Here is a 24756-nt window from a genome sequence, read left to right as displayed (position 1 = left end):
CAAATCACATTCTTTTTATTCACAATCTAAAGAAAACGCCTCCATTGAAATTGATTCCACACCTATTCTAATAACTTTACACTCTATGTGAAAAAGTTCACAAATAGGTCATAATTTGTGAAGTAATTCACAATAATACGTGCTACAATATGAATGTAAAGAAGTTAAACAACATTAAATTAGTATTTTAATTAATTACTTAAACAATCATAAAAAATAGATGTGAACAATAGAGAGGGGAAATTACCATGAAAAAAGGTATCAATCGTGTAGTATTAGTAGGAACAGGAGCTGTAGGTTGTAGTTACGCTTACTCAATGATCAACCAAGGTGTAGCTGAAGAGTTCGTATTAGTAGATGTTAATGAAGCAAAAGCAGAAGGGGAAGCAATGGACTTAAGCCATGCGGTACCATTCTCTCCATCACCAACAAAAGTTTGGAGCGGTAGCTATGCAGATTGTAAAGATGCAGATTTAGTAGTTATCACTGCTGGATTACCACAAAAGCCAGGTGAAACTCGTTTAGACTTAGTTGAGAAAAATACAAAGATCTTTAAACAAATCGTTCGCGGTATTATGGATAGTGGATTCGATGGAATCTTCTTAATCGCAACTAACCCAGTTGACATTTTAACTTACGTAACTTGGAAAGAATCTGGTTTACCAAAAGAGCGCGTAATCGGTTCTGGTACTACTTTAGACTCTGCTCGTTTCCGTTACATGTTAGGTGACTACTTAGATGTAGATCCACGTAACGTTCATGCTTACATCGTTGGTGAACACGGTGACACTGAACTTCCAGTATGGAGCCACGCTACTATCGGTGTACAAAAACTAGAAACAATCTTAGCTAACAACGAACAGTACAATCAAGAAGACTTAGATAAAATCTTCGAAAACGTACGTGATGCAGCTTACCATATTATCGAGCGTAAAGGTGCAACTTACTACGGAATCGGTATGTCACTACTTCGTGTAACTAAAGCAATCTTAAACAACGAGAACAGCGTATTAACTGTATCTGCATACCTTGAAGGTCAATACGGAGAGAAAGATGCTTACGTAGGTGTTCCAGCTGTAATTAACCGCGAAGGTGTACGTGAAATCGTAGAACTTGAGCTAAATGAAGATGAAAAAGCGAAATTCGCTCATTCTGTAAAAGTATTAAAAGAAACAATGGCACCAGTACTATAATAATTGCTAAATAATTCAGAGGTGGGAAACTGCTTCTTACCTCTGAACTTATATAATTTAATATAAATTCCTTTTCCGGTTTCCCTTGTATATCCCCAATATACCCCTTTTGCTGGATAAGGGTCGTTTATAGAAAAGAGCACTCTACTTTACGTAGAGTGCTCTTTATTATCCCGCATTAACGGGCAGTAAGATCCCCACCTCAAAATGCAGCGAAAGCAAAGAAGTTAGTTTGGTGATCAACTGCCCGTAAAAGCCCGATTGGTGAGGGCTGATAATCAGTGAGGGATGAACACCCCCCCACTGATTAAAGTTTCACTTTATCATTTTTTAGGCGTTAATCCCAATTTCTTTAAAATATCTGTCAGTGTACCGCTTTTTGATTTTTCTACAGGTGTTTGTGATTTAGATGCATCTGGCCCTTTTTTCAAGAAGTTCTTTTCAACGAAGCGAATATCTTTTTCGTCGACAATCCCATCTTTATTAAGGTCTCCGTCTTTTACAGTTAGTCCTTTTTTACCATAGTTGCTAGCGATAATTTCAGCATCTTTAATATCGATTACTTTATCAGCATTTACATCGCCGGCAAGGTTTTCGTCAGGTCTTGCATAATAATATTGGCCAAGCAGCTTACCGTCTTTTTCAGTACCAAGTTTCGTTGTTAGGCGGCTTGTTAAATGTCCTGGCACTTCTACATATAGGTTATAGTCGCGTTTATTAACTGGAAGTCCATTTAGTTTGAAGTACCCATATTTATCTAGTGAACCTTCAAACTTATGACGGTAAGAATCAGTTGCGTATACTTTTACGCCAAGCTTTGCATAATCAAACTTTTCATCTAAATATCCACGTTCATTTAAGAATGCACCAGGTTTAATATTTCCTTCTACTAGTGAATTTAAGGACATAACTGAGAATGTTTGATCTTGAAGTACACGCATTCTATTTGGTTCTGATTCACCTTGTTTCCAGTAAACAAAAATTGGTGACTCTAATTGAGCGTTTGCTTCATAAAATTCATCATTTTCTACTTTGAAAGTTACATCAATGAACGGGAAATCACCATCTAATCCAGCAAAGTTTTTGTCATCGATAGTGCCGCCAACTGTAACCGAACCTGCCTCTAGTTTCGGTTCATTTACTTTTGCGGTTACTCCTTTTTCGGAAAGTAGCTTTTCAAAAGCAGGATTAAATTTTGCATTTGCAAATTTGAAGTTCTTCTCTAGGAAGTTTACATTAAATTGCCCAGCAACAAATTGTTTTACGTGTTTTGCGTTTAGTGTTACTGTGAACTCGTCATTTTTATATAATTCTTTTTTATCGTAACTAGCTTTCGCATATTGAGCACCTTGTGGGATAAACCAGTAGTTATTTACACCGCTTGGATAGTCAGCTCCTGCAGTTGCATAATCGAAAATATATACGCCTGTGTTCATTGGACCTTCCGTTCTGAAGGAGTCAGGTGTAATGCCAACTTTAAAGTCGCCATTTGCATTAATCGGTAAAAACTTATGCAAGTATGGAGAATAGTCATAGTACATAACGCCATTCGCTTCTTGCGTAATGTTTAATCCTTTTCCTTTTAAGTAGTCAACGTTTGAATCGTATACATTTCCTTTAATCCATAGTGCTTTTTTGCCATCTTCTACTGTATAATTTTCTTCATTTAACTCGTAAATACCAGGTTTTAATCCAGTTAGTTTCACTTCTGGTGGGGTATTATCAATTACAACATAATCACCTTTTACACGTGCTTTCCCAGCCTTATCATAACCGACAAACTCAATTGTGTAGTCTCCTTCTGGTAAGTTGATTTTCTCATCACCAATTGGTTTTGCAGGATCATTTGTAAAAGGATACACTTTTCCATTAAAGAATGAGTCTAAGTAGTAATACACATCAGTTTTTAGTCCACTTGTGTTTAATGTCCCAATGAAGCCCAGAGCTTTATCTGTTTTGGAATCTTTTACGATAAGATCTAACGTTTCAAGTTCGCTGTTTAATTGGAATGCCCCGTGAACATACGATTCACCGTATGGATTAAATTTAGATGTATCAGTTGAAATTGCTTTTCTTGATAGTATTGTATTTTCAATACCAGGCTCTGATACACGAATAGAGAATGGGATTTGATATGTTTCTTCTTTATTTTTCGTGTTCGTAATATGAATATATCCTTCATATCGGCCTTGTTTTACACCGGCTGGAACATTAATTTTTGCTTCAATTTCACCTGCTTTGCCAGCATCAAGAGTAATTGTTTCTGGAGCAGAGATTTTTACACCGTTTGCGACAGCATCGTTAATAGTAGACGAAGCTGGTGTATAAGAAATTTCTGTTTTAAATTCTTTTTTCTCTTGTTTATTATGATTAGTTACTTTTATATTTCGTTTTTGTTCAAGAGCTTCACCGTCTTTTTGATAAAACTTACCGAATGCAATAGATCCAGTTTCTTCGGGCACTTCAATTACTTCATCATTTACAACAGTTTGTGTCGTATCTAATACTTTAAAGCTTGTTTCTGTACGAACGGCGTTGTAAGCATCTACTCGCCCAGCTCCAACTTCATACACCGAATATTTTTCTTTTAAATCATCAGCTGTGTTCATAAGAGACGCTTTTACATCGAACGGAGAGTAGTCTGGGTGTTCTTGTAAAATTAGAGCAGCAACGCCAGCAATATGAGGGGAAGCCATAGATGTTCCTTGCATACGCTCATAGGAAACAGCGTAGTTTTCACCCTCTTGCGGGTCGTTAATATATTCAGGAACTGTTGAAAGGACAGCGACACCAGGCGCTGTAATATCAGGCTTAATATCATCATTTGCTGTAACAGGACCGCGTGAGCTAAAGTCTGCAAGATGATCGCCTTCTGTTTGAATGTAATTAATTTCATCGAAAGTTAAGGATGTGCTACCTTGTTCAATTTGAGCTTTTAGTTTTTCACCGTCTTCTTTCGTTAGGCGGAATGCTGGAATGTATTTTGTGCTTTCACCAACGTAGAAAGGAATTTCTCCATCCACGTTGTTATAAATAATAACGGCCTTTGCACCTGCTTGTTTTGCGTTAGCAATTTTTTCATCAAATGAGGTTGTACCACGTGCAACGAGAGCGATTTTTCCTTTTACATCTTTTTTACTAAACTCGTCAGACGTACCGATTCCTACAGATTCAATAGGTAAAGTTTGTCCCTTGAAATCTTCTATTTTATCAGTGAAGTTTTTGCCGAACAAAATTAGGTTAGGGAATTGTAATTGTCCAGCATGACCTGATAGTTTCGGTAAGGAAATAGAGCTATCACTGGCTCCAACCGTAATAGCAAATGGCGAAGCACCTGGTGATCCGAGTGTTGATGGATTCGGTCCAGAGTTACCAGCAGCAACGACTGTAACAACGCCTGAAAGCATCGCGTTATTAACAGCGATAGATGTTGGATCAAGAGGATTGTTGCTATCATCACCTAACGATAAGTTAATAACGTTCATACCGTCAGAAATAGATTTATCAATTGCAGCGATAATACCTGAACTATCTCCACTTCCGTATGGACCGAGTACACGATAGTTATACAGTTCAATGTCAGGTGCAACACCTTTTACTGCTGAATCAGATTGGTTCTTCTTTTGAGCAGAAACGATACCTGCTACGTGAGTGCCGTGGGCTGTGTAGAAGGCAGAACCACGGTTATCAAATTCAGGAGCACCAGATTGTTGCCATTCTGAATAAGTAGTTTCCATTGGATCTGCATCATTATTAATAAAGTCCCAACCCTTTACTGAATTTGGATCTACTTTGCTAGAGTCCTCGCCAGGTTTTGCGCGATAGCCTTTATATACGTCTTTTAAGTCAGGATGATTGTAATCAATACCTGTATCTAATACGCCAACTTTAATTCCTTTTCCAGTAATGCCCTCACTATGTAACTTATCTACTCCAATTTGCGGGATGCTATCTGTTAGTTTTTGAGGTGCTTTTTGCTCAGCTTGTTTTGGTAAATTTAATTTCACTTCGTAATCTTTCCAAATGCGTTTTACAACACCAATTCGTAACAACTCTTCAACTGTATTTGCTGGTAATGTCATCGCAACACCATTTATCGCATGCTTATAAGAACGTTTAATTTGTACAGATTGGAAGTTTCCTGATTTTACTGATGGGCTGAATTGATAAAGACGTTTTAGTCCTTTTTCGAATTCTTCATGTTCTTGATCAATACGTGCTTTTATATTTTCAGGAGCAGCTTGTAATCCTTTTTCTTTTTGTTTTAATTCATTAATCTTTACTGGTGCAGTTTGAAATTCTACAATGATATTTATAGGCTCAGAACTACTCGTATTAATATCTGGTGAAATTGTAAAACCAGGGTTGGCATCTACCGTTTGTAATGCTAGGCGTTGTTCTTTAGAAAGCTTCGATAATATAGAATGAGCATTTGAAGATTCAATTTGGTTAATAGGACTTTCAGCAAGTACATTGAACGGAATGGCAGTTGAAAACAGAATGCCAGCCGTTACAATTCCAGTAACAAAACGGTTTTTCTTTTTCATTTATAGGCCTCCGATAATTTATATTTTAAAAAATTATTTCTCCACACCTGCTGTTTGCTCAGCATGGAATGTCCAGTTTAGCTGCAGGGAATCACCTTGAAATTTATTTTGATCTTGGTCGTTATCTTCAAATGAGAAGAGGACATGTAAGTAATCTGTTTCACCAGATTTAATACCATCTATTAAGTTATGACGTTCTAGAGACGTAGCGACATCTTCAGGTTTCATAGTTTTTAATTCTGATAGTTTTGTTTCCCACAAAATCTCATGATCATCGTTTGGATTAGATGGCTGTCCATCATTCACTAGAAACTTGACGATAATGTGATCACCTAAATCTTCACCGTCATTATTTTGCTTTGCATCTGTAACTTCATATGATGTTTCAAGTGCTACTTTTGCAATATCCAATGTACCTTTATTTTCAAGCTTGAAGTTCCTTTCAATAAAATCACCTGGTTTTAAATCTTTCACATTAACGATTACACTTGGATTAATAGAAAGATCTAGTGTTCCAGCTTGAAATGAGTTACTCGATGTTTCTGAATCACTGAAATAGGCGAATACACCTCCGAATGTAAGGGATAAACCAAGTGAAGCGGTGACAACTCCCATTCCTACTTTTTGTTTTAATGACATAAGAAAGCCCCCTAGTTAAATTTTTATAGCAATCGTTCGCAACAAGGATAAATAAGTAAACATAGTAGTCCGCTATGAATTATAGTTACGAAAGATTTCGGTTCTTTATTGAGAACAAGTATATGCTTATGAATTTCGCATTTCAATAAAATCATGACAAAAAATGTTGAGAAACATTTTTTATGACAGATTATTTTATGGTTATTTTAAGTGGAAAATAGGGTGAAAGATAGAATAAACCTAATAAAATAAAGGTTGAGAAAAAAATAATAGGAGGAAATATAGAAGTAGAATGAAGCGTTTACAATGAATATTCGTCAAAATTCGATATTTTACACAGAAATGTGAAGAAAAACTAACATTTTTAAGAAAAAAACGAATGTTTTTTATAAATTAACAAGGATATTGCAGTTTTTCGCAGAAATAGTTAAAGTATAAAAAATTCTGTCATCTAAGTGAGGTGAGCATATTGAGTGTAATAAATTGTGAAGAAGTGAAACGAGATGAGTTTCATACAGAAAAGTACTATGAAAGTTATAACATCTTTGGCGCGCATGTTGTGACGGAAGATGAGATTCAAGGGGTACGATTTACAGTGTGGGCTCCTCATGCGAAAGCAATGAGTGTTGTTGGGGATTTTAATGAGTGGGATTATGAGCAACATAAGATGCTACAAGTGACAGAAGAAGGCATTTGGTCCTTATTTATACCGCATATTGAAGAAGGAGAAATATATAAATATGCGATTGAAACGTTGGCTGGTGACGTCATTTTAAAGGCAGATCCGTATGCTGTATATGCAGAAGTAAGACCGAATACGGCATCTGTAGTTTTTGATATAAAAGGATATGAATGGAATGATAAAAACTGGAATCGTAAGAAAAAGAAAAAATCGATTTATAAAGAAGCGATGACAGTTTATGAATTACATTTTGGTTCTTGGAAAAAGAAAGAAGATGGAACGCTGTACTCTTACAGGGAAATGGTTGAAGAGCTCATCCCGTATGTGGTGGAACATCAATTTACACATATTGAAATTATGCCGCTTGTTGAGCATCCATATGATCGTTCTTGGGGATACCAAGGAACGGGATATTATGCAGCGACGAGTAGATTTGGTACGCCGCATGATTTAATGCATTTTGTCGACGAATGTCATAAATATGGAATCGGTGTCATTTTAGATTGGGTGCCGGGGCATTTTTGTAAAGATGCTCACGGTTTATATTTGTTTGATGGTACACCGACCTATGAATATAAAGATAAAGATGTACAAGAAAATCCAGTATGGGGAACTGTCAATTTTGATTTAGGAAAGAGAGAGGTACGTAATTTCTTAATTTCAAATGCGTTATTTTGGATGAGATATTTCCATATTGATGGTTTCAGAGTTGATGCAGTTGCGAACATGTTGTACTGGAATAAAGAAGGACAAGAGCAAAGTAATGAGCATGCTGTTTCATTTTTAAGAGAGTTAAATGAAGCAGTGTTTGCAGAGGATGAAGATTTTCTTATGACGGCAGAAGATTCAACAGCTTGGCCACTTGTAACAACTCCAACGTATGAAGGTGGGCTTGGATTCAATTACAAATGGAACATGGGCTGGATGAATGACGTGCTGAAATATATGGAGTGTGCGCCTGAATATAGGAAACACATTCATGAGAAAATGACGTTTTCTTTACTATATGCGTACTCTGAAAACTTCATATTACCGCTTTCTCATGATGAAGTCGTTCATGGGAAAAAGTCGTTATTAAATAAAATGCCAGGTGATTACTGGGATAAGTTTGCTCAACTTCGTTTATTATATGGATATTTCTTTACTCACCCAGGAAAGAAGTTACTTTTCATGGGAGGAGAATTCGGACAGTTTGATGAGTGGAAAGACCTCGAAGATTTAGATTGGAATTTACATGATTTTGAAATGCATCGTTATATGCATGATTACTTTAATGAGCTCATAGCATTGTATAAGCGCTCAAAACCACTTTGGCAACTTGACCATTCACCTGAAGGTTTTCAGTGGATTGATGCTAATAATAATGAGCAAAGTATTTTCTCTTTTATTCGCCAAGGGGATAAACAAGAAGATGCGTTAGTTGTCGTATGTAATTTTACGAAAGCTACATATGATAACTATAAAGTAGGTGTACCAGATTTCGAGTATTATAACGAGATTTTAAACAGTGATGCACAGCAATATGGCGGTTCGGGGCAAGTGAATAAGAAACGTCTTAAGACAATTCTAGAACCGTACCATAATCAAGCGGCACATGTAGAGATTACAATTCCACCATTTGGCGTATCCATATTACGACCAGTGAAGACGAGAAAGGGGAGCAAAAAACAAGATGGCTCAAAAACAAAAGTGCGTAGCAATGTTACTAGCAGGGGGAAAAGGTAGTCGTTTAAGTGCATTAACAAAAAATTTAGCCAAGCCAGCTGTTCCATTTGGTGGTAAATATCGCATTATTGATTTTACGCTAAGTAACTGTGCGAATTCTGGTATTGAAACGGTTGGGATTTTAACACAATATCAACCACTTGAACTTCATAATTATATCGGAATCGGAAATGCGTGGGATTTAGACCGAGTAAACGGTGGGGTCACAGTATTACCTCCTTATGCGGAGTCTTCAGGGGTTAAGTGGTATACAGGTACGGCAAGTGCCATTTATCAAAATTTAAACTATTTAAGTCAGTATGAACCGGAGTATGTTCTTATTTTATCAGGCGACCATATTTATAAAATGGATTACAGTAAGATGCTAGATTACCATATTGAGAAAGAATCGGATGTATCCATTTCTGTTATTGAAGTACCTTGGGATGAAGCGAGTCGCTTTGGCATTATGAATACAAATGAAGAGATGGAGATTGTTGAGTTTGAGGAGAAACCACAATTTCCAAGAAGTAATCTTGCATCGATGGGAATCTATATTTTTAATTGGTCAATTTTGAAAGAGTATTTAGAGATGGATGCAAGAAATCCTGAATCTAGTAATGATTTTGGAAAAGACGTCCTTCCGCTTTTATTAGATGAAGGGAAGAAGCTAATGGCGTACCCGTTTGAAGGATATTGGAAAGATGTTGGAACGGTGAAGAGCTTATGGGAAGCGAATATGGATTTGCTTCGCGATGAAACATCACTGAATTTAAACGATCGTAATTGGCGTATTTACTCTGTTAATCCAAACGAACCGCCTCAATATATTGCTGAAAAGGCGAAAGTAGAAGAATCGCTTATTAACGAAGGGTGCGTCATTGAAGGGGACGTGAAGCATTCTGTGTTATTCCAAGGAGTGACGGTGGAAGAAGGTAGTATGGTGATTGATTCTGTCGTTATGCCAGGGGCTAAGATTGGTAAAAATGTTGTGATTGAAAGAGCGATTGTTGGATCAGAAATGGTTATCGAAGATGGAACAATCATTCGTCCAGAAAAGAATGTTGACGATGTAGTATTAATTGCTGAAGGGAAATAGAAAAGGGGGATGAAATGAATGGGAGAAAAAATGTTAGGAATTATTAATGCAACGGGAAGTTTTCCTTCCTTAAAGAAAGTAACAGGGCATCGTTCACTAGCGGCGTTACCGTTTGGGGGCCGTTATCGACTCATTGATTTCATGCTTTCAAATATGGTGAATTCTAGTATTCATAGTGTGGCAGTTTTTACAAGCCATAAAAACCGTTCGTTAATGGACCATGTTGGTTCAGGAAAACAGTGGGATTTAGATAGAAAACGAGACGGACTATTTTTATTCCCGCCAAACTGCCAATGTGACCAAGATGAGTTTGGGTCTTTTGCACACTTTAGAAGACATATTGATTATTTTCTAAGAAGCAGAGAAGAGTACGTTGTTATTACGAATAGCCATCTCGTAACAGCATTAAATTTTCAAGCTGTGTTAGAGCGACATATACATACGGCGGCTGATATTACGGAAGTTTGCCATGAAGGGGTTTCGCTTCAAACATACGTGTTAAAGAAACAATTATTATTAGATTTATTTGAGACATATAAAGATGTGGAGCAATACAGTTTATTTGATGTAGTGAGAGAAAAACGCGGGAAATCATTACACATTGCTACATATGAACATACTGGATATGTAGCAATTATTGACTCGATCGAAAGTTACTATAAACATAGCTTAGAAATTTTGCAACCTGCTATTTGGAAGCAATTATTTAAGAAAGAAGCGCCGATCTTTACGAAAGTAAAAGATGAGCCACCAACTCGTTATCTAAAGGGTGCAGTCGTGAAAAATACAATGATTGCAAATGGCAGTATTATTGAGGGGGAGGTAGAAAACAGTGTTATTTCCCGTTCAGTTAAAATTGGAAAAGGATCAATTATTCGTAACAGTATTATTATGCAAAAGAGCCAAATTGGAGATAACTGTATAATAGACGGTGTTATTATTGATAAAGACGTGAAAATTGGCGACGGTGTCGTATTAAAAGGAAATATCGATGAGCCGTATGTTGTAGAAAAAGGAAGCGTACAAAACAGTACGATTAATAGTTATTCCTAAAGAATCAGTGGGGGCTTTTTCCTCCACTGATTAAAGTTTTAATTTAAATGAAAACTCGAAGGGAGGAAGCTGCAAGAGGAGTAATAAAAACTTTTCGCGCAGTGGGACAACAAGTGAATATTTTATTTGCAGTATCAGAATGTGTACCGTTTGTGAAATCGGGAGGATTAGCTGATGTAGCGGGTGCGCTCCCAAAAGAGCTGAAAAAATTAGGAGTGGACGTTCGTATTATACTTCCGAATTATAGCCTCATTCCGAAAAAGTTAAGAGATGGGTGTACGTTACATAAAGTAATTAACGTCCCGCTCGGGTGGAGAAATCAATATTGTGGAATTTTAAAAGGTGAGCAAGACGGAATTACGTATTACTTAATAGATAATGAATATTATTTTAAGAGAGATTCTCTGTATGGTCATTATGATGACGGGGAGCGTTTTTCTTATTTCTCAAAAGCAGTGTTAGAGTGTATTCCGCACCTTGATTTTGAAGTGGATGTTCTTCATAGCCACGATTGGCATACGGCTATGGTTAATTTCTTACTTCGTGAAAAGTATCAAGATAACCCGTTATATGAGCGTATTAAAACGGTATATACGATTCATAACTTGCAGTTCCAAGGAGTATTTCCTCCTGAAGTGATGTACGACTTGTTAGAGCTTGGTGATGAATATTTTCATAGTGAGCAGCTAGAGTTTTATGGAAACATAAACTTTATGAAAGGCGGTATTATCGCTTCGGATCAAATTACAGCGGTGAGCCCGACGTATAAAGAAGAAATTCAATATGAATTTTTCGGTGAGAAGCTAGATGGATTACTGCGAAAATATAATGATAAGCTTAGCGGCATTGTAAATGGTATTGATACGAGCGTATATAATCCAGAAACGGATTCGTATATTAAGGCTCAGTATGATGCAGAGTCATTATATGAAAAGAGTGAAAATAAACGCGCTTTGCAGCGTTATTTTGGTTTGCCAGAAAAAGAGGATACACCAATTATTTCAATGATAACGAGATTAACGAAGCAAAAAGGTCTTGATTTAGTACGCACTGTATTCCGCGAAATAATGGAAGAAGATGTACAATGTATTATTTTAGGTTCAGGTGATTCGGAATATGAGCAATTCTTTGAGTGGATGGCATATGAGTATCCGGAGAAGGTAAAAGTTTATATCGGATTTAATGAAGAATTAGCGCACCAAGTGTATGCGGGAAGCGATTTGTTTTTAATGCCATCGCTGTTTGAACCATGTGGACTTGGACAACTTATCGCATTAGCGTACGGTACGATTCCAATTGTAAGAGAAACAGGTGGATTAAACGATACAGTACATTCTTATGATGAAGAAACAGGCGAAGGAAATGGTTTCAGTTTCACGAACTTTAATGCACATGACATGCTGCATACGGTTCACCGTGCAATTGAATTTTATCACGATAAACCAGTGTGGGAGCAGCTTGTAAAACAAGCGATGACTGAAGATTATAGCTGGGAGCAATCGGCTCTTGCTTATAAGGAATTGTATAAAAGTCTCATGGAATAACATGTAGGTGGTGAAAAAATGTTTACTCATGTTGAAAGTTTTAAATCAACTTTTCTAGAAAAGTTAGAGACGATGTATGGGAAAAGTTTCAAAGATTCTACAACTCGTGATCAATATAATACGCTCGGTCATATGGTACGTGAGTATATGAATAGTCAATGGATTGCAACGAATGAGAGTTATCGATCCGGAGAGCAAAAGCAAATGTATTACTTGTCTATTGAGTTTTTGCTTGGACGTTTGCTTGGAAGTAACATCTTGAATTTAGGTATTAGAGATGTATGCGAGCAGGGGTTATCTGAACTAGGGATTTCGTTGCAAGAGTTAGAAGAAGTGGAAGCAGATGCAGGCCTTGGTAATGGTGGGCTTGGACGCTTAGCAGCCTGTTTTCTCGATTCACTTGCATCTTTAAACTTACCAGGACACGGCTGTGGAATTCGTTATAAACATGGTTTGTTTGATCAGAAAATTGTTGATGGTTATCAAGTTGAATTTCCAGAACAGTGGCTTCTTCATGAAAATGTATGGGAAGTAAGAAGGCATGATCAAGCTGTGGAAGTAAGTTATTTCGGCAGTGTTGAACCGCTAGAAATTGACGGGCGTTTAGAGTTTAGGCATACAAATGCAGAAGTCATTATGGCAGTGCCATATGATGTGCCGGTAGTAGGCTATGAGACGAGTACTGTAAATACACTTAGACTTTGGAATGCTGAACCAGTTCCGTTCCCGCAAAACTGCAAAGATATTTTGAAATATAAGCGCGAAACAGAGGCTGTATCGGAGTTTTTATATCCAGATGATACGCATGATGAGGGGAAAATACTTCGTTTAAAACAACAGTATTTCCTCGTATCAGCAAGTTTACAAAATATCGTTCGAATGCATAGAGAAAGATATGGTGACCTTCGTCAACTACATGAAAAAATTGCGATTCACATTAACGATACACATCCGGTTTTAGCAATTCCAGAACTGATGCGTATTTTACTAGACGAAGAAAAGTTAACATGGGAAGAAGCTTGGCACATAACGACGCAGACGATTTCTTATACGAATCATACGACGTTATCAGAAGCACTCGAAAAGTGGCCAATTCACATTTTTAAACCATTATTACCGAGAATTTATATGATTATTGAAGAGATTAATGAACGTTTCTGTCATGAACTTTGGGAACGTTATCCTTATGAATGGCATCGCATTGAAGACATGGCAATTATTGCGCATGATCTTGTGAAAATGGCTCATTTAGCAATTGTCGGTAGCCATAGCGTAAACGGTGTAGCAAAAATTCATACGGAAATATTAAAGCAGCGGGAAATGCGATTGTTTTATGAATTTTATCCAGATAAGTTTAATAATAAGACGAATGGAATTGCTCATAGGCGCTGGCTTATGAAAGCAAATCCACAGTTAACAAATCTCATTTCAGAGGCGATTGGAACAGAGTGGAAGAAAGAACCGATTAAGCTTCAATCGTTGCAAACAGTTCAATATGATGCTAGTTTCCAAGAGGAATTTGCAGAGGTAAAACAAGAGCGTAAAGAGATTTTAGCGGAGCGCATTCATAATACAATGGGGATTACGATTGATCCAAATTCTATTTTTGATGTGCAAGTGAAAAGATTACATGCTTACAAACGACAATTATTAAATGTTCTTCATATTTTATATTTGTATAACCGTTTGAAAGAGGATGCTAGTTTTACATTTTATCCGCGTACTTTTATTTTTGGAGCGAAAGCATCACCTGGCTATTATTACGCGAAAAAAATTATTAAATTAATAAATGAACTCGCAAGAAAAGTAAATAATGACCCGTACGTCAGTCAATATATGAAAGTTATCTTTCTAGAAAACTATCGAGTTTCTTTAGCGGAAGATATATTCCCAGCGGCGGATGTAAGTGAACAAATTTCAACGGCGAGTAAAGAAGCATCGGGAACAGGTAATATGAAATTTATGATGAATGGTGCGATTACACTCGGAACGTTAGACGGAGCTAACATTGAAATAAAAGACCGGGTCGGTGATGATAACTGTTTTATTTTCGGCTTAACAGCGGAAGAGGTTCTTCATTACTATCAAAATGGTGGATATCGTGCAAGTGATTATTATCACCACAATAGGCACATTAAAAAAGTAGTTGATCAATTAACAAATGGTTTCTTTGCACAATCGGGAGCAGAATTTGAAGCGATTTATGATTCTCTCGTTATTCAAAATGATGAATATTTCGTTCTACGAGATTTTAGCCCATATGCTGAAAAACAAGAAGCTGTCGGTAGAGCTTATGAGAACCGAACAAAGTGGCTAGAAATGTCGATTTTAAATATTGCACAGTCTGGTCATTTTGCGAGTGATCGAACGATTTTGCAGTACAGCAATGAAATTTGGGGTATTGGTAATGCAGTTAAACAGTTTTAAAGAAGTTGCTATATTGGGAGATATATTATCGATTTACCAACAAAAATGGATATTAATAAATAAAACGGGCTTAATAAAATTAAGCTCGTTTTATTTATTTTGCTTAAGAAAGAAATGGAACAGTGGTATATATGATACCTGCCCCATCATACTCTCCTGTCGCAAAGTATGAAAATGTAAAGAAACCTGTGACCGTAAAAATTACAATAAGAAAAAGTGTGAAGATAAATTTTAACATGTAAGGTCCCCTCATCCAAAAATAACTTCATAGAGTATTATAGTATACGAATATTTTATTTCCAATTGTTTACTGGTTAAAAATGAGAAGTCAGACATGTTTTGTATGTTGTAATGGAATGATTATTTGTAATGGATTTTGTATTTTTTGTAAATGTCATATTGTGATGGACGTGTGCATACTCCCAATCATGATCATTAAAATTTATGTTTCGGGGAGGGAGAAGTGGAACGACATCGAACAAGTTGACGAAACGAAAGCTACTAGCTACTTGTAGTTTATAATAATTTCGAAAAGCGATATCTCCTACTTTTGGAGAAGCGAATGTATAAAGTCCATACTGTGCGAAGGCAGTATTTATACGTGCATCTAATATGTGTAATGTGGCAAGCGCACCACCTAGACTATGCCCAGTAGCTAGCAGTTTTTTATGTGCTGGCAATGATACGAGCATATCCATAATAGAATCACGACAAGACTCATAAATAGAGAGAAAGCCGTTATGGACATTTCCGCTATTTAAAGCATAAGGATAAGGTTTTTGATTGACGAGAGAGTCAATAATCCAATCAGGGTCTGTTTGAGTGCCCCTGAAGGCAACGATAATTGTATCCTCAGATTCTAATATAAACCCGAACCATTCTGTTGTTTGAATGGCTTTTCCTTGAAACCCTTGTACATATTGAAAACCATCTGGTATTTCGAAAATACCATTTTGTTTATATTGTTCATACGTTAACTCACAACAAGAAGCTAACAGTATGGCAGTGTCTTTATCAAAGGATAAAGGAGTACGCATTAAGGAAGCCCTCCTTAAGAAAAGGTATAGTTTAATATATGCGGTGAGGAACTTGATTCATGCTTTTGGAAAAAAGACTTGAACCTACAGTTACGTGAGGGAGTATGATTTTTGTAAACATATTGTTAGGAGGAGTGTAAGATGAGCAAAAGAGAAGGCTGTTCAATTGGTGAGTTTTCAAAGAGGACAGGCACATCAATACGGACACTACAATATTACGATGAAATTGGACTACTTAAACCTGGAAAGAATGTTAGCTCTGGTCACCGTTTGTACAAAGGAAAAGATATATTAGAGCTACAGAAAATAGTGAGTCTTAAAGTATTAGGATATAGTTTAGAAGAAATACGCGTTATGCTGAAAATGCCAAGTTTGAATGTAAATTTAAAAGAAACGTTGGAACAACAAAGAAAAGCCTTTGAAGAAAAGAGAAGACACATTGAAGTTTCGATAAAGGCGCTTGAACGAACAATGGTATGTCTTGAGGAAGATGAAGAGTTGGATAGTGACATATTAATGAGTCTAATTAACAGCATTCAAAAACAAAACGAACAACGTTTATGGCTTAAAGGATATGTATCAAAAGAATTGGCTGATGGATTATATAATAAGTCGGAAGAAGAGGGCATAGCACTTGATAAAGAGTTTGTGCGTTTAGCAAAAGAAGTGAAAAGGTTATTTGGAAGACAAATTGAGGATTCAGAAGTGCAAAAATTGGTTGATGAACATATGAAGGCGACTCTTAAGTATGTTGGTGAAGAGACAATGTATTCTTTAGGTAAATTAGAGAATGTAGAAGAACAATATAATAATATGATGCCATCTCCTTACAAAGAAGAAGAAGAGGCATGGCTTAATGAAGCGATGGAGTATTATATGATTCGAAATGGTATGTATAGCCCTCCGCAGTAAAAATAAAGTGCCATAGTCATAAACTTTAGAGAAATGCCTCCGATGTTTTTTTGCATTGGAGGCATTTTTTACTCTTTTCCATCTAAAAGGTGAACAAGGCCACCTAATATACTACTTTCACCAGTACTTTATAATGCTGGTCTTGTAAGAGGTTTGAAAAAATAGCCTGTATATATTTGAACGATGATTACCTATTTACTTGTGTTTGTTCGCACTATATACCGAAAATTTCGGGAAACGAAACATATTATTTATCTGTTTGTTTTTGCTTTTTTTTCAAATACTCCGCACGTAATTGTTCAAGTTTCTGCTTTTTATCAAATTTGGCAGGCTTCTGTTTTTCATGAAACTTTGCCACAGCTACCTGACTTTTGGAATCCAATTGATATTTTCCCACTTTGTTCACCTACTTTTCTTGTCTTGAAAGAGAATCTATTCAACAAATATAATATACCTTATTTTACTGAAGTAAACCTTATTACTTTATTTCATCTGCTTTTTCTCGTTTGTAGACGTAAATTAAAACACCCTTTCACTGCATTACTGCAAGCAAGGGTGTTTAATTTTAGTATTATATTAGTCGATGGACAAGCCTGCATAAGGGCCCTTTTTACTCTTTCCCATCCAATAAACGACCAAGGCCGCCTAATACACTACCTTCGCCAGTACTTTGCGCTGCTGGGCTTGTAAGGCGTGCTGCTAATCGGCTAAGTGTTAAGGACTGAATCCAAACTGTTCCAGGACCTTCTAATGTTGCGAAGAATAAACCCTCGCCGCCAAATAGAGCTGTTTTTACTTTACCAACGAATTCGATATCATAGTTAATATCTTTTGTCATGGCAACGAGACAACCTGTATCAATGCGAAGTTTCTCACCAGGTTTTAATTCACGTTTATATACAGTTCCACCTGCGTGCATGAAAGCAAGGCCGTCACCTTCAAGTTTCTGCATGATAAACCCTTCACCACCGAAGAAACCAGTTCCTATTTTTTTCGTAAATTCAATTCCGATAGAAACACCTTTTGCGGCACAAAGAAAGGCATCTTTTTGACAAACTACTTTTCCTTGATATTCTGTTAAATCTACAGGAATAATTTTACCAGGATAAGGAGCAGCAAATGAGACGTGGCGTTTGCCGTGACCTGTATTTGTAAATACAGTCATAAACATACTTTCGCCTGTAACGAGACGTTTACCAGCGCCCATTAATTTGCCGAATAAACCGTTAGATGGGCCAGAACCGTCACCAAAGATTGTTTCCATTTCAATGTAATCTTCCATCATCATCATTGCGCCAGCTTCTGCGATAACGCTTTCTTTTGGATCTAATTCAATTTCAACAAACTGCATATCATCGCCATATAACTTATACTCGATTTCATGTGCTTGCATTTTTTCACCTCATAAATATGTAGTAATTATATTGTACAGAAGTTAAAAGAATTAGAGTACTGTATTTTTGTTAATTTTTGAATAAAAATAGAATAAAAATTTAAGGTTATACTAGGATTATAAAAAATGATGGAATGAAAGTGTTCTCATTTGACGTTTTCGATATAGCATGATATAGTGAAAGCACTATTGAGCTACATAATGTGGTACGGAAATAAAGCACGTTGTATTAAAGGCTGTAAGCTTGTTATACATTCATGTCCTTTATATCCACCTTTTCATGTGGATTCATAGTTTCATTTTTATTTAGGAGGTACATGACATGCAAACAGGTAAAGTTAAATGGTTTAACGGCGAAAAAGGTTTTGGCTTCATCGAAGTTGAAGGCGGAGAAGACGTATTCGTACATTTCTCAGCTATCCAAGGCGACGGCTTCAAAACTTTAGAAGAAGGTCAAGAAGTTTCTTTCGAAATCGTTGAAGGAAACCGCGGACCACAAGCAGCTAACGTTACAAAAAACTAATTAGCTAGCGATAAAAAGCATTCCGATTTTCGGAATGCTTTTTTTTATTCTTTGGAACTAGATTCATTTGAAGATAATTCACCTTTGAAGGTACGTTCTTCAAAATCATCAAGCATTTGTTCATATTCTTCATGCTCTTCTGTAGCGAAAACTTGTGGGTTTTTCCCGTACATATCCGTACCGATAAAGTTTTCAAAATCCTCCACGTAGCCTACGTTTTCTTCACTATTTACATACATGCCATTATAGTTTTTTGAATCTTGTCTTTCTAAATCAGACGGCGTTTCAGATGTTCCGTAATTTGCGACATCTTGCCACGCATCTTCCGCATCGTACTCAACAGAATGGTCCTCATCATGCTTGTGGAAAGAAGGAGACAACACTTCTTCTTCAACTGGTCGTGTATTCATATTTAACTTATTTGTCGCGTGCTGTATGCATGTTGTAGCAGTCGGCATTGCTTCCAATCTTTCAAATGGAATTTCTTCGCCAGACACTTCGCAAATGCCGTACGTACCTGCTTCTATTTTTTGTAGGGCATGTTTCGTCTCCTCAAGCTGTTTATGCCAAAGTTCAATAAGCCCGAAGTCTTTTTCCCGTTCATATAGCTCTGTAGCCATATCACCTGGATGGTTGTCATAGCTAGACAGTTCTCCTACTGAATCGCGTTCAGAAGCACGATCTGTATTTTCATGAGTTTGTATCGTTTGTTCCAGTTCTTGTTTTTGTTTTTCTAAAATGGATTTAAATTGACCTACTTGTTGTGGAGTTAACATAGTCGTCCACCTTCCTACAATTCAGTTTCTTTACATAGTATGAGCGTTGAGAGTAGGAATTATGAGATGAATTTCAGATATGAAAAAGGAGCCGCATAAGCAGCTCCTTTTATAGAAAGTATCCAAGTAATAATCCGATTCCCATTAGGAAACCGAAGATTGTATTTGTTTTTGCTGTTGCAATCATCGCAGGTACCATTTCCATTGGAATGCTTTTGCCGATAAAGCCTTTCGTCGCTTTAAATGCTTTTGGTGCACTTAAAAATACGATAAGCATCCATGGTGACACGATGCCCACGATAATTAAAGCAATTGTCCAAATGTAGGAAACGATGAACATCGAAGCAAGTACACCAACAGCTCTTTCACGTCCAACGAGAATTGCTAACGTTTTACGACCGTTTTCTTTATCGCCATCCAAGTCACGAATATTATTAGCTAGTAAAATGGCACCAATTAAAATGGAGCTTGGAATAGATAGTAAAATGACTTCTGATGTTACAGTGCCAGTTTGAATAAAGAATGAAATCCCAATAATAATGACACCCATAAATAATCCGGCTGTCAACTCTCCAAATGGTGTATATGCAATTGGAAGTGGGCCACCTGTATAAAGGTAAGCAACGGCCATACAAACAAGACCGATTGCAGCAAGCCACCAGCTAGAATTCATACAAATATAAACACCTAATAGTATTGCGATGCCGAAAAATCCAAATGCTAAGTTAAGCACTGTTTTTGGCTGAATGCCATCGCGAACGATAGCGCCGCCGATACCAACTGAACCTTCGTGATCAAGTCCTCTTTTATAATCAAAGTATTCATTAAACATGTTTGTTGCTGCTTGAATGAGAAGACAAGCAAGAAGCATCATAAGGAAAAGAGGAAGATGTATTTGATTTATACCTCCGACCTGCATCGAATATGCTGTTCCGATGAAAACAGGTACGAAAGCGGCTGTTAATGTATGGGGACGTAGTAAACTCCACCAGATGCGCCAGCCTGTTTGCTTACTTGGCTTTGGCGCCGTAGGAGAGGAATTCGTTTTGACGTTCATTTCCATGTTGAATCCTCCTTTGGTCACATATTGTACACAACTAAGTGTAGAAAAAGCATCATTTAGTGTCAACGTTTATTTTCTAGGAAGAGAAGGTGAATTTCTCAGAAATGCTAAACGTTGACAGGCCTTTCGTTTGAGGTGTATCTTAAAATCAAGCGTAATTATGACTATTTTTCGCCCATAGGGGGGAGACAATTGTGATTCAAACGAAACAAAAAGGCTTGCAAGAAGTTCTTATTGCAGCTATCAAGCGTGCAACTAACGAAAAAATATTGGTTAGTTTTGTAAAACAAATAGACTGGGTGGATCCGCTTCTGTTCTATGCAGCAGGAAAAAGGATTTCATTCGAAAATAGATGTTATTTTGCAGACCCGGCTCAGCATGTAATATTTGCAGGAATTGGCTCTGTTTTCACTATAGCAAATTCTTCTCATAAGCGCTTTCAAACCGCTCGTGACGAGTGGGAGAAAGTAAAAGAGAATGCATTTGTCCAAAGAGATGAATATGAATTTGGAACGGGTCCGCTTTTATTTGGTGGTTTTTCATTTGATCCAGAAAAAGAGAAAACGGACCTATGGAAAGAATTTAAAGATACGACATTTTCACTACCAGCATTTTTATTAACTGTAAAAAATGAAAAAGCATGGTTAACGATGAATACATTTGTTGCAGCAACAGATTGTGCAGAGACTCTTTATAATGAAATGATTTCTTTAGAAGAGAAAATTTTTGAGGAGAGTAAATGTGCGCTAAACGGATCGAAATTAACTGTTATTTCTAAAGTAGAAGTGGATCCGAAAGGCTGGATGAAAGCAATTGAAAAAGTACAAGATGAGATGAAGCAGGGTAACGTGCAGAAGGTTGTATTGGCGAGGGAACTAAAAGTAGAGATGAACCATTCGATTGATTCTGCTCTTGTTTTAGAAGCACTTCGCATTGGTCAACCGGATTGTTACGTATTTTCTTTTGATTATAAAGGAGCATGCTTCTTAGGAGCGACGCCTGAGAGATTAATTCGCAAAGAAGATGAGAAATTTACATCGATGTGTCTTGCTGGTTCAATCGGTCATGGTCATTCTATAGAAGAAAGTGAACGAAATAGTAATGCGCTTCTTCATGATGAAAAGAATTTAGCTGAACATGGTTATGTTGTTAACATGATCCGCTCGGTACTAAATGAACATTGCGAATACGTTAATATTCCGGAAAGCCCAGGTTTATTAACAACGAAAAACTTAATTCACTTATATACGCCTGTAGAAGCAAAAGGCGATGCGAGTCTTTTAACAATGGTAGAAGAATTACATCCAACACCAGCTCTTGGCGGGACACCTCGTTTGGAAGCGATGAAACTGATCCGTGATGTTGAATTGTTAGACAGAGGGTTGTATGGTGCACCGATTGGCTGGATAGATGATGAAGGAAATGGTGAATTTGCGGTTGCGCTGCGCTGCGGATTATTAAACGGCGAGAAAGCATCCTTATTTGCCGGTTGTGGTATTGTAATTGATTCAATCCCGCAGCTTGAATATGAAGAAACAAGTTTGAAGTTTAGACCGATGCTTGGTGCTTTGGAGGAATTAATGAAATGAACAATCATATAGAAGCATTATCATATTATTTAGGCGCGTTCGTGGATGAACTGACGCGTCTAGATGTATGTGATGTTGTCATTAGTCCAGGCTCACGGTCAACGCCGATTGCTTTACTAATGGAACAACACGAAGGAATGAACACATATTTACATGTAGATGAAAGATCAGCTGGATTTTTCGCGCTCGGTATTGCGAAAGCGAAAAAACGCCCAGTAGCATTATTATGTACGTCAGGAACAGCAGCAGCTAATTACTATCCAGCTGTATGTGAAGCTTTTCATTCAAGGGTCCCGCTTATCGTCTTAACAGCGGATAGACCGCATGAATTAAGAGATGTGGGTGCACCACAAGCAATGAATCAATTTAATTTATACGGTACTTTTGTGAAACAATTTACAGAGATGGCACTGCCAGAAGCGAGTGAAGCGATGTATCATTACGCTCGTATGACGACGCAGCGCATAGTAGCAAATGCTTGTTTAGCGCCGCAGGGTCCTGTTCATCTTAATTTTCCAGTTCGCGAGCCACTTATCCCTGATTTCTCACTAGAAAGCTTATGGGATAAAGGACGTAGTGAATATACAGGAGTAGTTCAGCAAGGAAACGTGACGATGCCGAGTGAATATGTAGATTCTCTTGTAGGGCGCCTTTCACATATGGAAAAGGGGCTTATTATTTGTGGAGATGATAGTCATTCAGAAATTGCAATGTTTGCAACGCAACTAGCTGAAAAAACTGGCTATCCTATATTAGCAGACCCACTTTCTAATATTCGTAGCGGACACCACGATAAAACGATGGTAATTGACTGTTATGATACATTTTTACGAAATGAGCAGTTAAAAGAAAAATGGAAACCGGACGTGTTAATTCGCTTTGGTGGTATGCCTGTTTCTAAATCATTAACGCAGTTCATAAAAAAACAAACGAAAGCAGTTCATATCGTTGTCGATGAATCAGGACAATGGAGAGATCCAGCTCTTGTTGCGACAGAAGTTGTGCAAGCAAGTGACATTGAATTCTGCAAGGCAGTAATAGAAAAAATGCCAGTTATGAAGAAGAATGATTGGTTCGTAATGTGGCAACATATAAACGAAAAAACGAAGGAAACGCTTCGTGAAATGGAAACATATGAAACTGCATTTGAAGGAAAGGTTATTACAGATATTGTGCGCGTATTACCAGAAGACGCAACGTTATTTGCGAGCAATAGTATGCCAATTCGTGATACAGACTCATTCTTCTTCACATCGGATAAAAACATCCATGTGATGGCAAACCGTGGCGTAAATGGTATTGATGGAATCATTTCGACAGCTTTAGGAGCGAGCATTATTTGCGATCCACTTGTATTAGTGATTGGTGATTTATCATTTTATCACGATTTAAATGGGCTATTAGCAGCGAAATTACATGAATTAAATATAACAATTGTCGTTGTAAATAATGATGGCGGGGGTATTTTCTCATTCTTACCACAATATGAGAAAAAGGAACATTTTGAATCATTATTTGGAACACCAATTGGACTTGATTATGAGCACGTTGTCAAAATGTACGGTGGTTCATTTAGCCGTGTAAATGGTTGGGAGCAATTCCGTGAAGAAGTACAAAAGGGAGCAACGACAAAAGGTTTACACGTTGTGGAAATTTGTACGAACCGTGATGAAAACTTAACATTGCACCGTACGTTATGGGCAAAAACACAGGACGTAATTACTACATCGTTGCAAGGTGAATCAAAATGAACGTAACACTGCAAGGTGTATCGTATGAATATGAAGTAGTTGGAAGCGGGGAACCACTTCTACTTCTTCATGGTTTTACGGGAAGCATGGAAACGTGGCGTTCCTTCGTTCCTTCTTGGAGCGAGCAGTTTCAAGTCATTTTAGTAGATATTGTTGGGCACGGAAAAACGGAAAGCCCTGAAGATGTGACGCATTATGACATCCGAAATGTGGCATTGCAAATGAAAGAACTATTAGATTACCTTCATATTGAAAAAGTACATATACTTGGCTATTCAATGGGCGGTAGATTGGCGATTACGATGGCATGTCTATATCCAGATTATGTACACTCTCTTTTATTAGAAAACTGTACAGCTGGGCTCGAAAACGAAGAGGATAGAAAAGAACGTCGTGAAAAAGATGATCGACTTGCCGATAAAATTGAGCGAGAAGGCATAGAAAGTTTTGTATCCATATGGGAAGATATTCCACTTTTTGAAACGCAAAAACGTTTAGCAAAAAACGTACAAGAAGCGGTACAAAAAGAGAGGCTTGCTAACAACCCAAAAGGGCTCGCAAATAGCTTGCGCGGCATGGGAACTGGGGCTCAGCCTTCATGGTGGGATGAGCTGAAAAACTTAAAAATACCTGTTCTTTTAATGAACGGAGAATATGATGAAAAGTTCTTCCGCATATTAAAAAACATCGAAAAATGCGTGTCTGATGCGAAATTTGTCAAAATTCATGGCGCTGGCCATGCAATTCATGTGGAACAACCGGAAAAGTTTGATACAATAGTAAAGGGATTTCTAAAAACTATGCAGTGATACTTTTTTCAGCAA

General features: G+C 37.2%; 19 protein-coding genes. 11 read left to right on the top strand and 8 right to left on the bottom strand.

Going from position 1 to position 24756, the window contains the following annotated elements; translation table 11 throughout:
* Window positions 1-248: 248 nt before the first annotated feature.
* Entirely contained in the window at window positions 249-1193 is a 945-nt protein-coding gene (locus tag ACW0JX_RS23805; RefSeq protein ID WP_000715346.1) for an L-lactate dehydrogenase, read from the top strand.
* Between the two features lie 323 nt (window positions 1194-1516).
* Here the strand turns inward: ACW0JX_RS23805 and ACW0JX_RS23800 are convergent, their stop codons facing one another.
* Window positions 1517-5740, bottom strand: coding sequence for a S8 family serine peptidase (locus ACW0JX_RS23800; RefSeq protein ID WP_459245127.1), 4224 nt, complete (start codon window positions 5738-5740; stop codon window positions 1517-1519).
* Window positions 5741-5773: 33 nt separating this feature from the next.
* Window positions 5774-6379, bottom strand: coding sequence for a CalY family protein (locus ACW0JX_RS23795; protein ID WP_078401171.1), 606 nt, complete (start codon window positions 6377-6379; stop codon window positions 5774-5776).
* A gap of 469 nt (window positions 6380-6848) precedes the next feature.
* Here ACW0JX_RS23795 and glgB point away from each other — a divergent pair, with 469 nt between their 5' ends.
* From glgB to glgP, 5 genes are all read left to right on the top strand, one after another.
* Window positions 6849-8786, top strand: a complete 1938-nt coding sequence (glgB, locus tag ACW0JX_RS23790; RefSeq protein ID WP_053563457.1) for a 1,4-alpha-glucan branching protein GlgB — start codon at window positions 6849-6851, stop codon at window positions 8784-8786.
* Window positions 8734-9864, top strand: coding sequence for a glucose-1-phosphate adenylyltransferase (gene glgC / locus ACW0JX_RS23785; protein ID WP_000057604.1), 1131 nt, complete (start codon window positions 8734-8736; stop codon window positions 9862-9864). Before glgB ends, glgC begins: the two co-directional genes overlap by 53 nt.
* Window positions 9865-9882: 18 nt before the next feature.
* Window positions 9883-10917 carry a glucose-1-phosphate adenylyltransferase subunit GlgD gene (gene glgD, locus ACW0JX_RS23780; protein ID WP_016079899.1) on the top strand — a complete coding sequence of 345 codons (1035 nt, stop codon included), beginning with the start codon at window positions 9883-9885 and terminating at the stop codon, window positions 10915-10917.
* 113 nt (window positions 10918-11030) lie between these two features.
* Complete coding sequence (glgA, locus tag ACW0JX_RS23775; protein WP_459245795.1) at window positions 11031-12461, top strand: glycogen synthase GlgA; 1431 nt, start codon at window positions 11031-11033, stop codon at window positions 12459-12461.
* 18 nt (window positions 12462-12479) lie between these two features.
* Complete coding sequence (gene glgP / locus ACW0JX_RS23770) at window positions 12480-14888, top strand: glycogen phosphorylase (RefSeq protein WP_459245126.1); 2409 nt, start codon at window positions 12480-12482, stop codon at window positions 14886-14888.
* Between the two features lie 103 nt (window positions 14889-14991).
* Here glgP and ACW0JX_RS23765 read toward each other — a convergent pair whose 3' ends face one another.
* Both ACW0JX_RS23765 and ACW0JX_RS23760 read right to left on the bottom strand, forming a co-directional pair.
* Window positions 14992-15126, bottom strand: coding sequence for a hypothetical protein (locus tag ACW0JX_RS23765; RefSeq protein ID WP_016079902.1), 135 nt, complete (start codon window positions 15124-15126; stop codon window positions 14992-14994).
* Between the two features lie 76 nt (window positions 15127-15202).
* Window positions 15203-15925: a lipase family protein gene (locus tag ACW0JX_RS23760; protein WP_001260112.1), complete on the bottom strand. Its 723-nt coding sequence runs from the start codon at window positions 15923-15925 to the stop codon at window positions 15203-15205.
* Window positions 15926-16066: 141 nt separating this feature from the next.
* On the opposite strand from ACW0JX_RS23760, the gene ACW0JX_RS23755 reads away from it, so the two are divergent.
* Window positions 16067-16837 (top strand): MerR family transcriptional regulator, encoded by a 771-nt coding sequence (locus ACW0JX_RS23755; protein ID WP_459245125.1) that lies wholly within the window; start codon window positions 16067-16069, stop codon window positions 16835-16837.
* A 247-nt stretch (window positions 16838-17084) separates the two neighbouring features.
* Here ACW0JX_RS23755 and ACW0JX_RS23750 read toward each other — a convergent pair whose 3' ends face one another.
* Together ACW0JX_RS23750 and ACW0JX_RS23745 are read right to left on the bottom strand one after the other, a co-directional pair.
* Window positions 17085-17234: a hypothetical protein gene (locus ACW0JX_RS23750; protein ID WP_000521637.1), complete on the bottom strand. Its 150-nt coding sequence runs from the start codon at window positions 17232-17234 to the stop codon at window positions 17085-17087.
* 213 nt (window positions 17235-17447) lie between these two features.
* A complete protein-coding gene (locus tag ACW0JX_RS23745) occupies window positions 17448-18230 on the bottom strand; it encodes a TIGR00266 family protein (RefSeq protein WP_001147841.1) in 783 nt (260 codons plus the stop codon).
* A 322-nt stretch (window positions 18231-18552) separates the two neighbouring features.
* Here ACW0JX_RS23745 and cspD point away from each other — a divergent pair, with 322 nt between their 5' ends.
* Window positions 18553-18753, top strand: a complete 201-nt coding sequence (gene cspD / locus ACW0JX_RS23740; protein WP_001193052.1) for a cold-shock protein CspD — start codon at window positions 18553-18555, stop codon at window positions 18751-18753.
* Window positions 18754-18797: 44 nt separating this feature from the next.
* Here the strand turns inward: cspD and ACW0JX_RS23735 are convergent, their stop codons facing one another.
* Together ACW0JX_RS23735 and ACW0JX_RS23730 are read right to left on the bottom strand one after the other, a co-directional pair.
* Complete coding sequence (locus tag ACW0JX_RS23735; RefSeq protein WP_000957398.1) at window positions 18798-19529, bottom strand: yteA family sporulation protein; 732 nt, start codon at window positions 19527-19529, stop codon at window positions 18798-18800.
* A gap of 109 nt (window positions 19530-19638) precedes the next feature.
* On the bottom strand, window positions 19639-20592 hold the full coding sequence (locus ACW0JX_RS23730) for a 1,4-dihydroxy-2-naphthoate polyprenyltransferase (protein ID WP_000425770.1): 954 nt from the start codon (window positions 20590-20592) through the stop codon (window positions 19639-19641).
* Between the two features lie 194 nt (window positions 20593-20786).
* Here ACW0JX_RS23730 and ACW0JX_RS23725 point away from each other — a divergent pair, with 194 nt between their 5' ends.
* From ACW0JX_RS23725 to menH, 3 genes are read left to right on the top strand one after another with little or no spacing between them, the layout of a single operon-like run.
* Window positions 20787-22181, top strand: coding sequence for an isochorismate synthase (locus ACW0JX_RS23725; protein ID WP_446025860.1), 1395 nt, complete (start codon window positions 20787-20789; stop codon window positions 22179-22181).
* Complete coding sequence (menD, locus tag ACW0JX_RS23720; protein ID WP_144465157.1) at window positions 22178-23932, top strand: 2-succinyl-5-enolpyruvyl-6-hydroxy-3-cyclohexene-1-carboxylic-acid synthase; 1755 nt, start codon at window positions 22178-22180, stop codon at window positions 23930-23932. The genes ACW0JX_RS23725 and menD overlap by 4 nt, the downstream gene beginning before the upstream one ends.
* The gene (gene menH, locus ACW0JX_RS23715) at window positions 23929-24741 is read left to right on the top strand and encodes a 2-succinyl-6-hydroxy-2,4-cyclohexadiene-1-carboxylate synthase (RefSeq protein ID WP_197242916.1); all 813 of its coding nucleotides are present in this window, start codon (window positions 23929-23931) and stop codon (window positions 24739-24741) included. Before menD ends, menH begins: the two co-directional genes overlap by 4 nt.
* Window positions 24742-24756: the final 15 nt, after the last annotated feature.

The organism is Bacillus sp. C-3-6, assembly GCF_054509685.1.
Note: the sequence above shows the minus strand (reverse complement) of the source record. Positions and strands in the feature narration are given on the sequence as shown.

Excerpts from the sequence above, each read along its gene's own strand:
- ACW0JX_RS23805 (WP_000715346.1), top strand. The coding sequence starts at position 249 with ATGAAAAAAGGTATCAATCGTGTAGTATTAGTAGGAACAGGAGCTGTA.
- ACW0JX_RS23800 (WP_459245127.1), bottom strand. The coding sequence starts at position 5,740 with ATGAAAAAGAAAAACCGTTTTGTTACTGGAATTGTAACGGCTGGCATT.
- ACW0JX_RS23795 (WP_078401171.1), bottom strand. The coding sequence starts at position 6,379 with ATGTCATTAAAACAAAAAGTAGGAATGGGAGTTGTCACCGCTTCACTT.
- glgC (WP_000057604.1), top strand. The coding sequence starts at position 8,734 with ATGGCTCAAAAACAAAAGTGCGTAGCAATGTTACTAGCAGGGGGAAAA.
- glgD (WP_016079899.1), top strand. The coding sequence starts at position 9,883 with ATGGGAGAAAAAATGTTAGGAATTATTAATGCAACGGGAAGTTTTCCT.
- glgP (WP_459245126.1), top strand. The coding sequence starts at position 12,480 with ATGTTTACTCATGTTGAAAGTTTTAAATCAACTTTTCTAGAAAAGTTA.
- ACW0JX_RS23765 (WP_016079902.1), bottom strand. The coding sequence starts at position 15,126 with ATGTTAAAATTTATCTTCACACTTTTTCTTATTGTAATTTTTACGGTC.
- ACW0JX_RS23760 (WP_001260112.1), bottom strand. The coding sequence starts at position 15,925 with ATGCGTACTCCTTTATCCTTTGATAAAGACACTGCCATACTGTTAGCT.
- ACW0JX_RS23755 (WP_459245125.1), top strand. The coding sequence starts at position 16,067 with ATGAGCAAAAGAGAAGGCTGTTCAATTGGTGAGTTTTCAAAGAGGACA.
- ACW0JX_RS23745 (WP_001147841.1), bottom strand. The coding sequence starts at position 18,230 with ATGCAAGCACATGAAATCGAGTATAAGTTATATGGCGATGATATGCAG.
- cspD (WP_001193052.1), top strand. The coding sequence starts at position 18,553 with ATGCAAACAGGTAAAGTTAAATGGTTTAACGGCGAAAAAGGTTTTGGC.
- ACW0JX_RS23735 (WP_000957398.1), bottom strand. The coding sequence starts at position 19,529 with ATGTTAACTCCACAACAAGTAGGTCAATTTAAATCCATTTTAGAAAAA.
- ACW0JX_RS23730 (WP_000425770.1), bottom strand. The coding sequence starts at position 20,592 with ATGGAAATGAACGTCAAAACGAATTCCTCTCCTACGGCGCCAAAGCCA.
- menD (WP_144465157.1), top strand. The coding sequence starts at position 22,178 with ATGAACAATCATATAGAAGCATTATCATATTATTTAGGCGCGTTCGTG.
- menH (WP_197242916.1), top strand. The coding sequence starts at position 23,929 with ATGAACGTAACACTGCAAGGTGTATCGTATGAATATGAAGTAGTTGGA.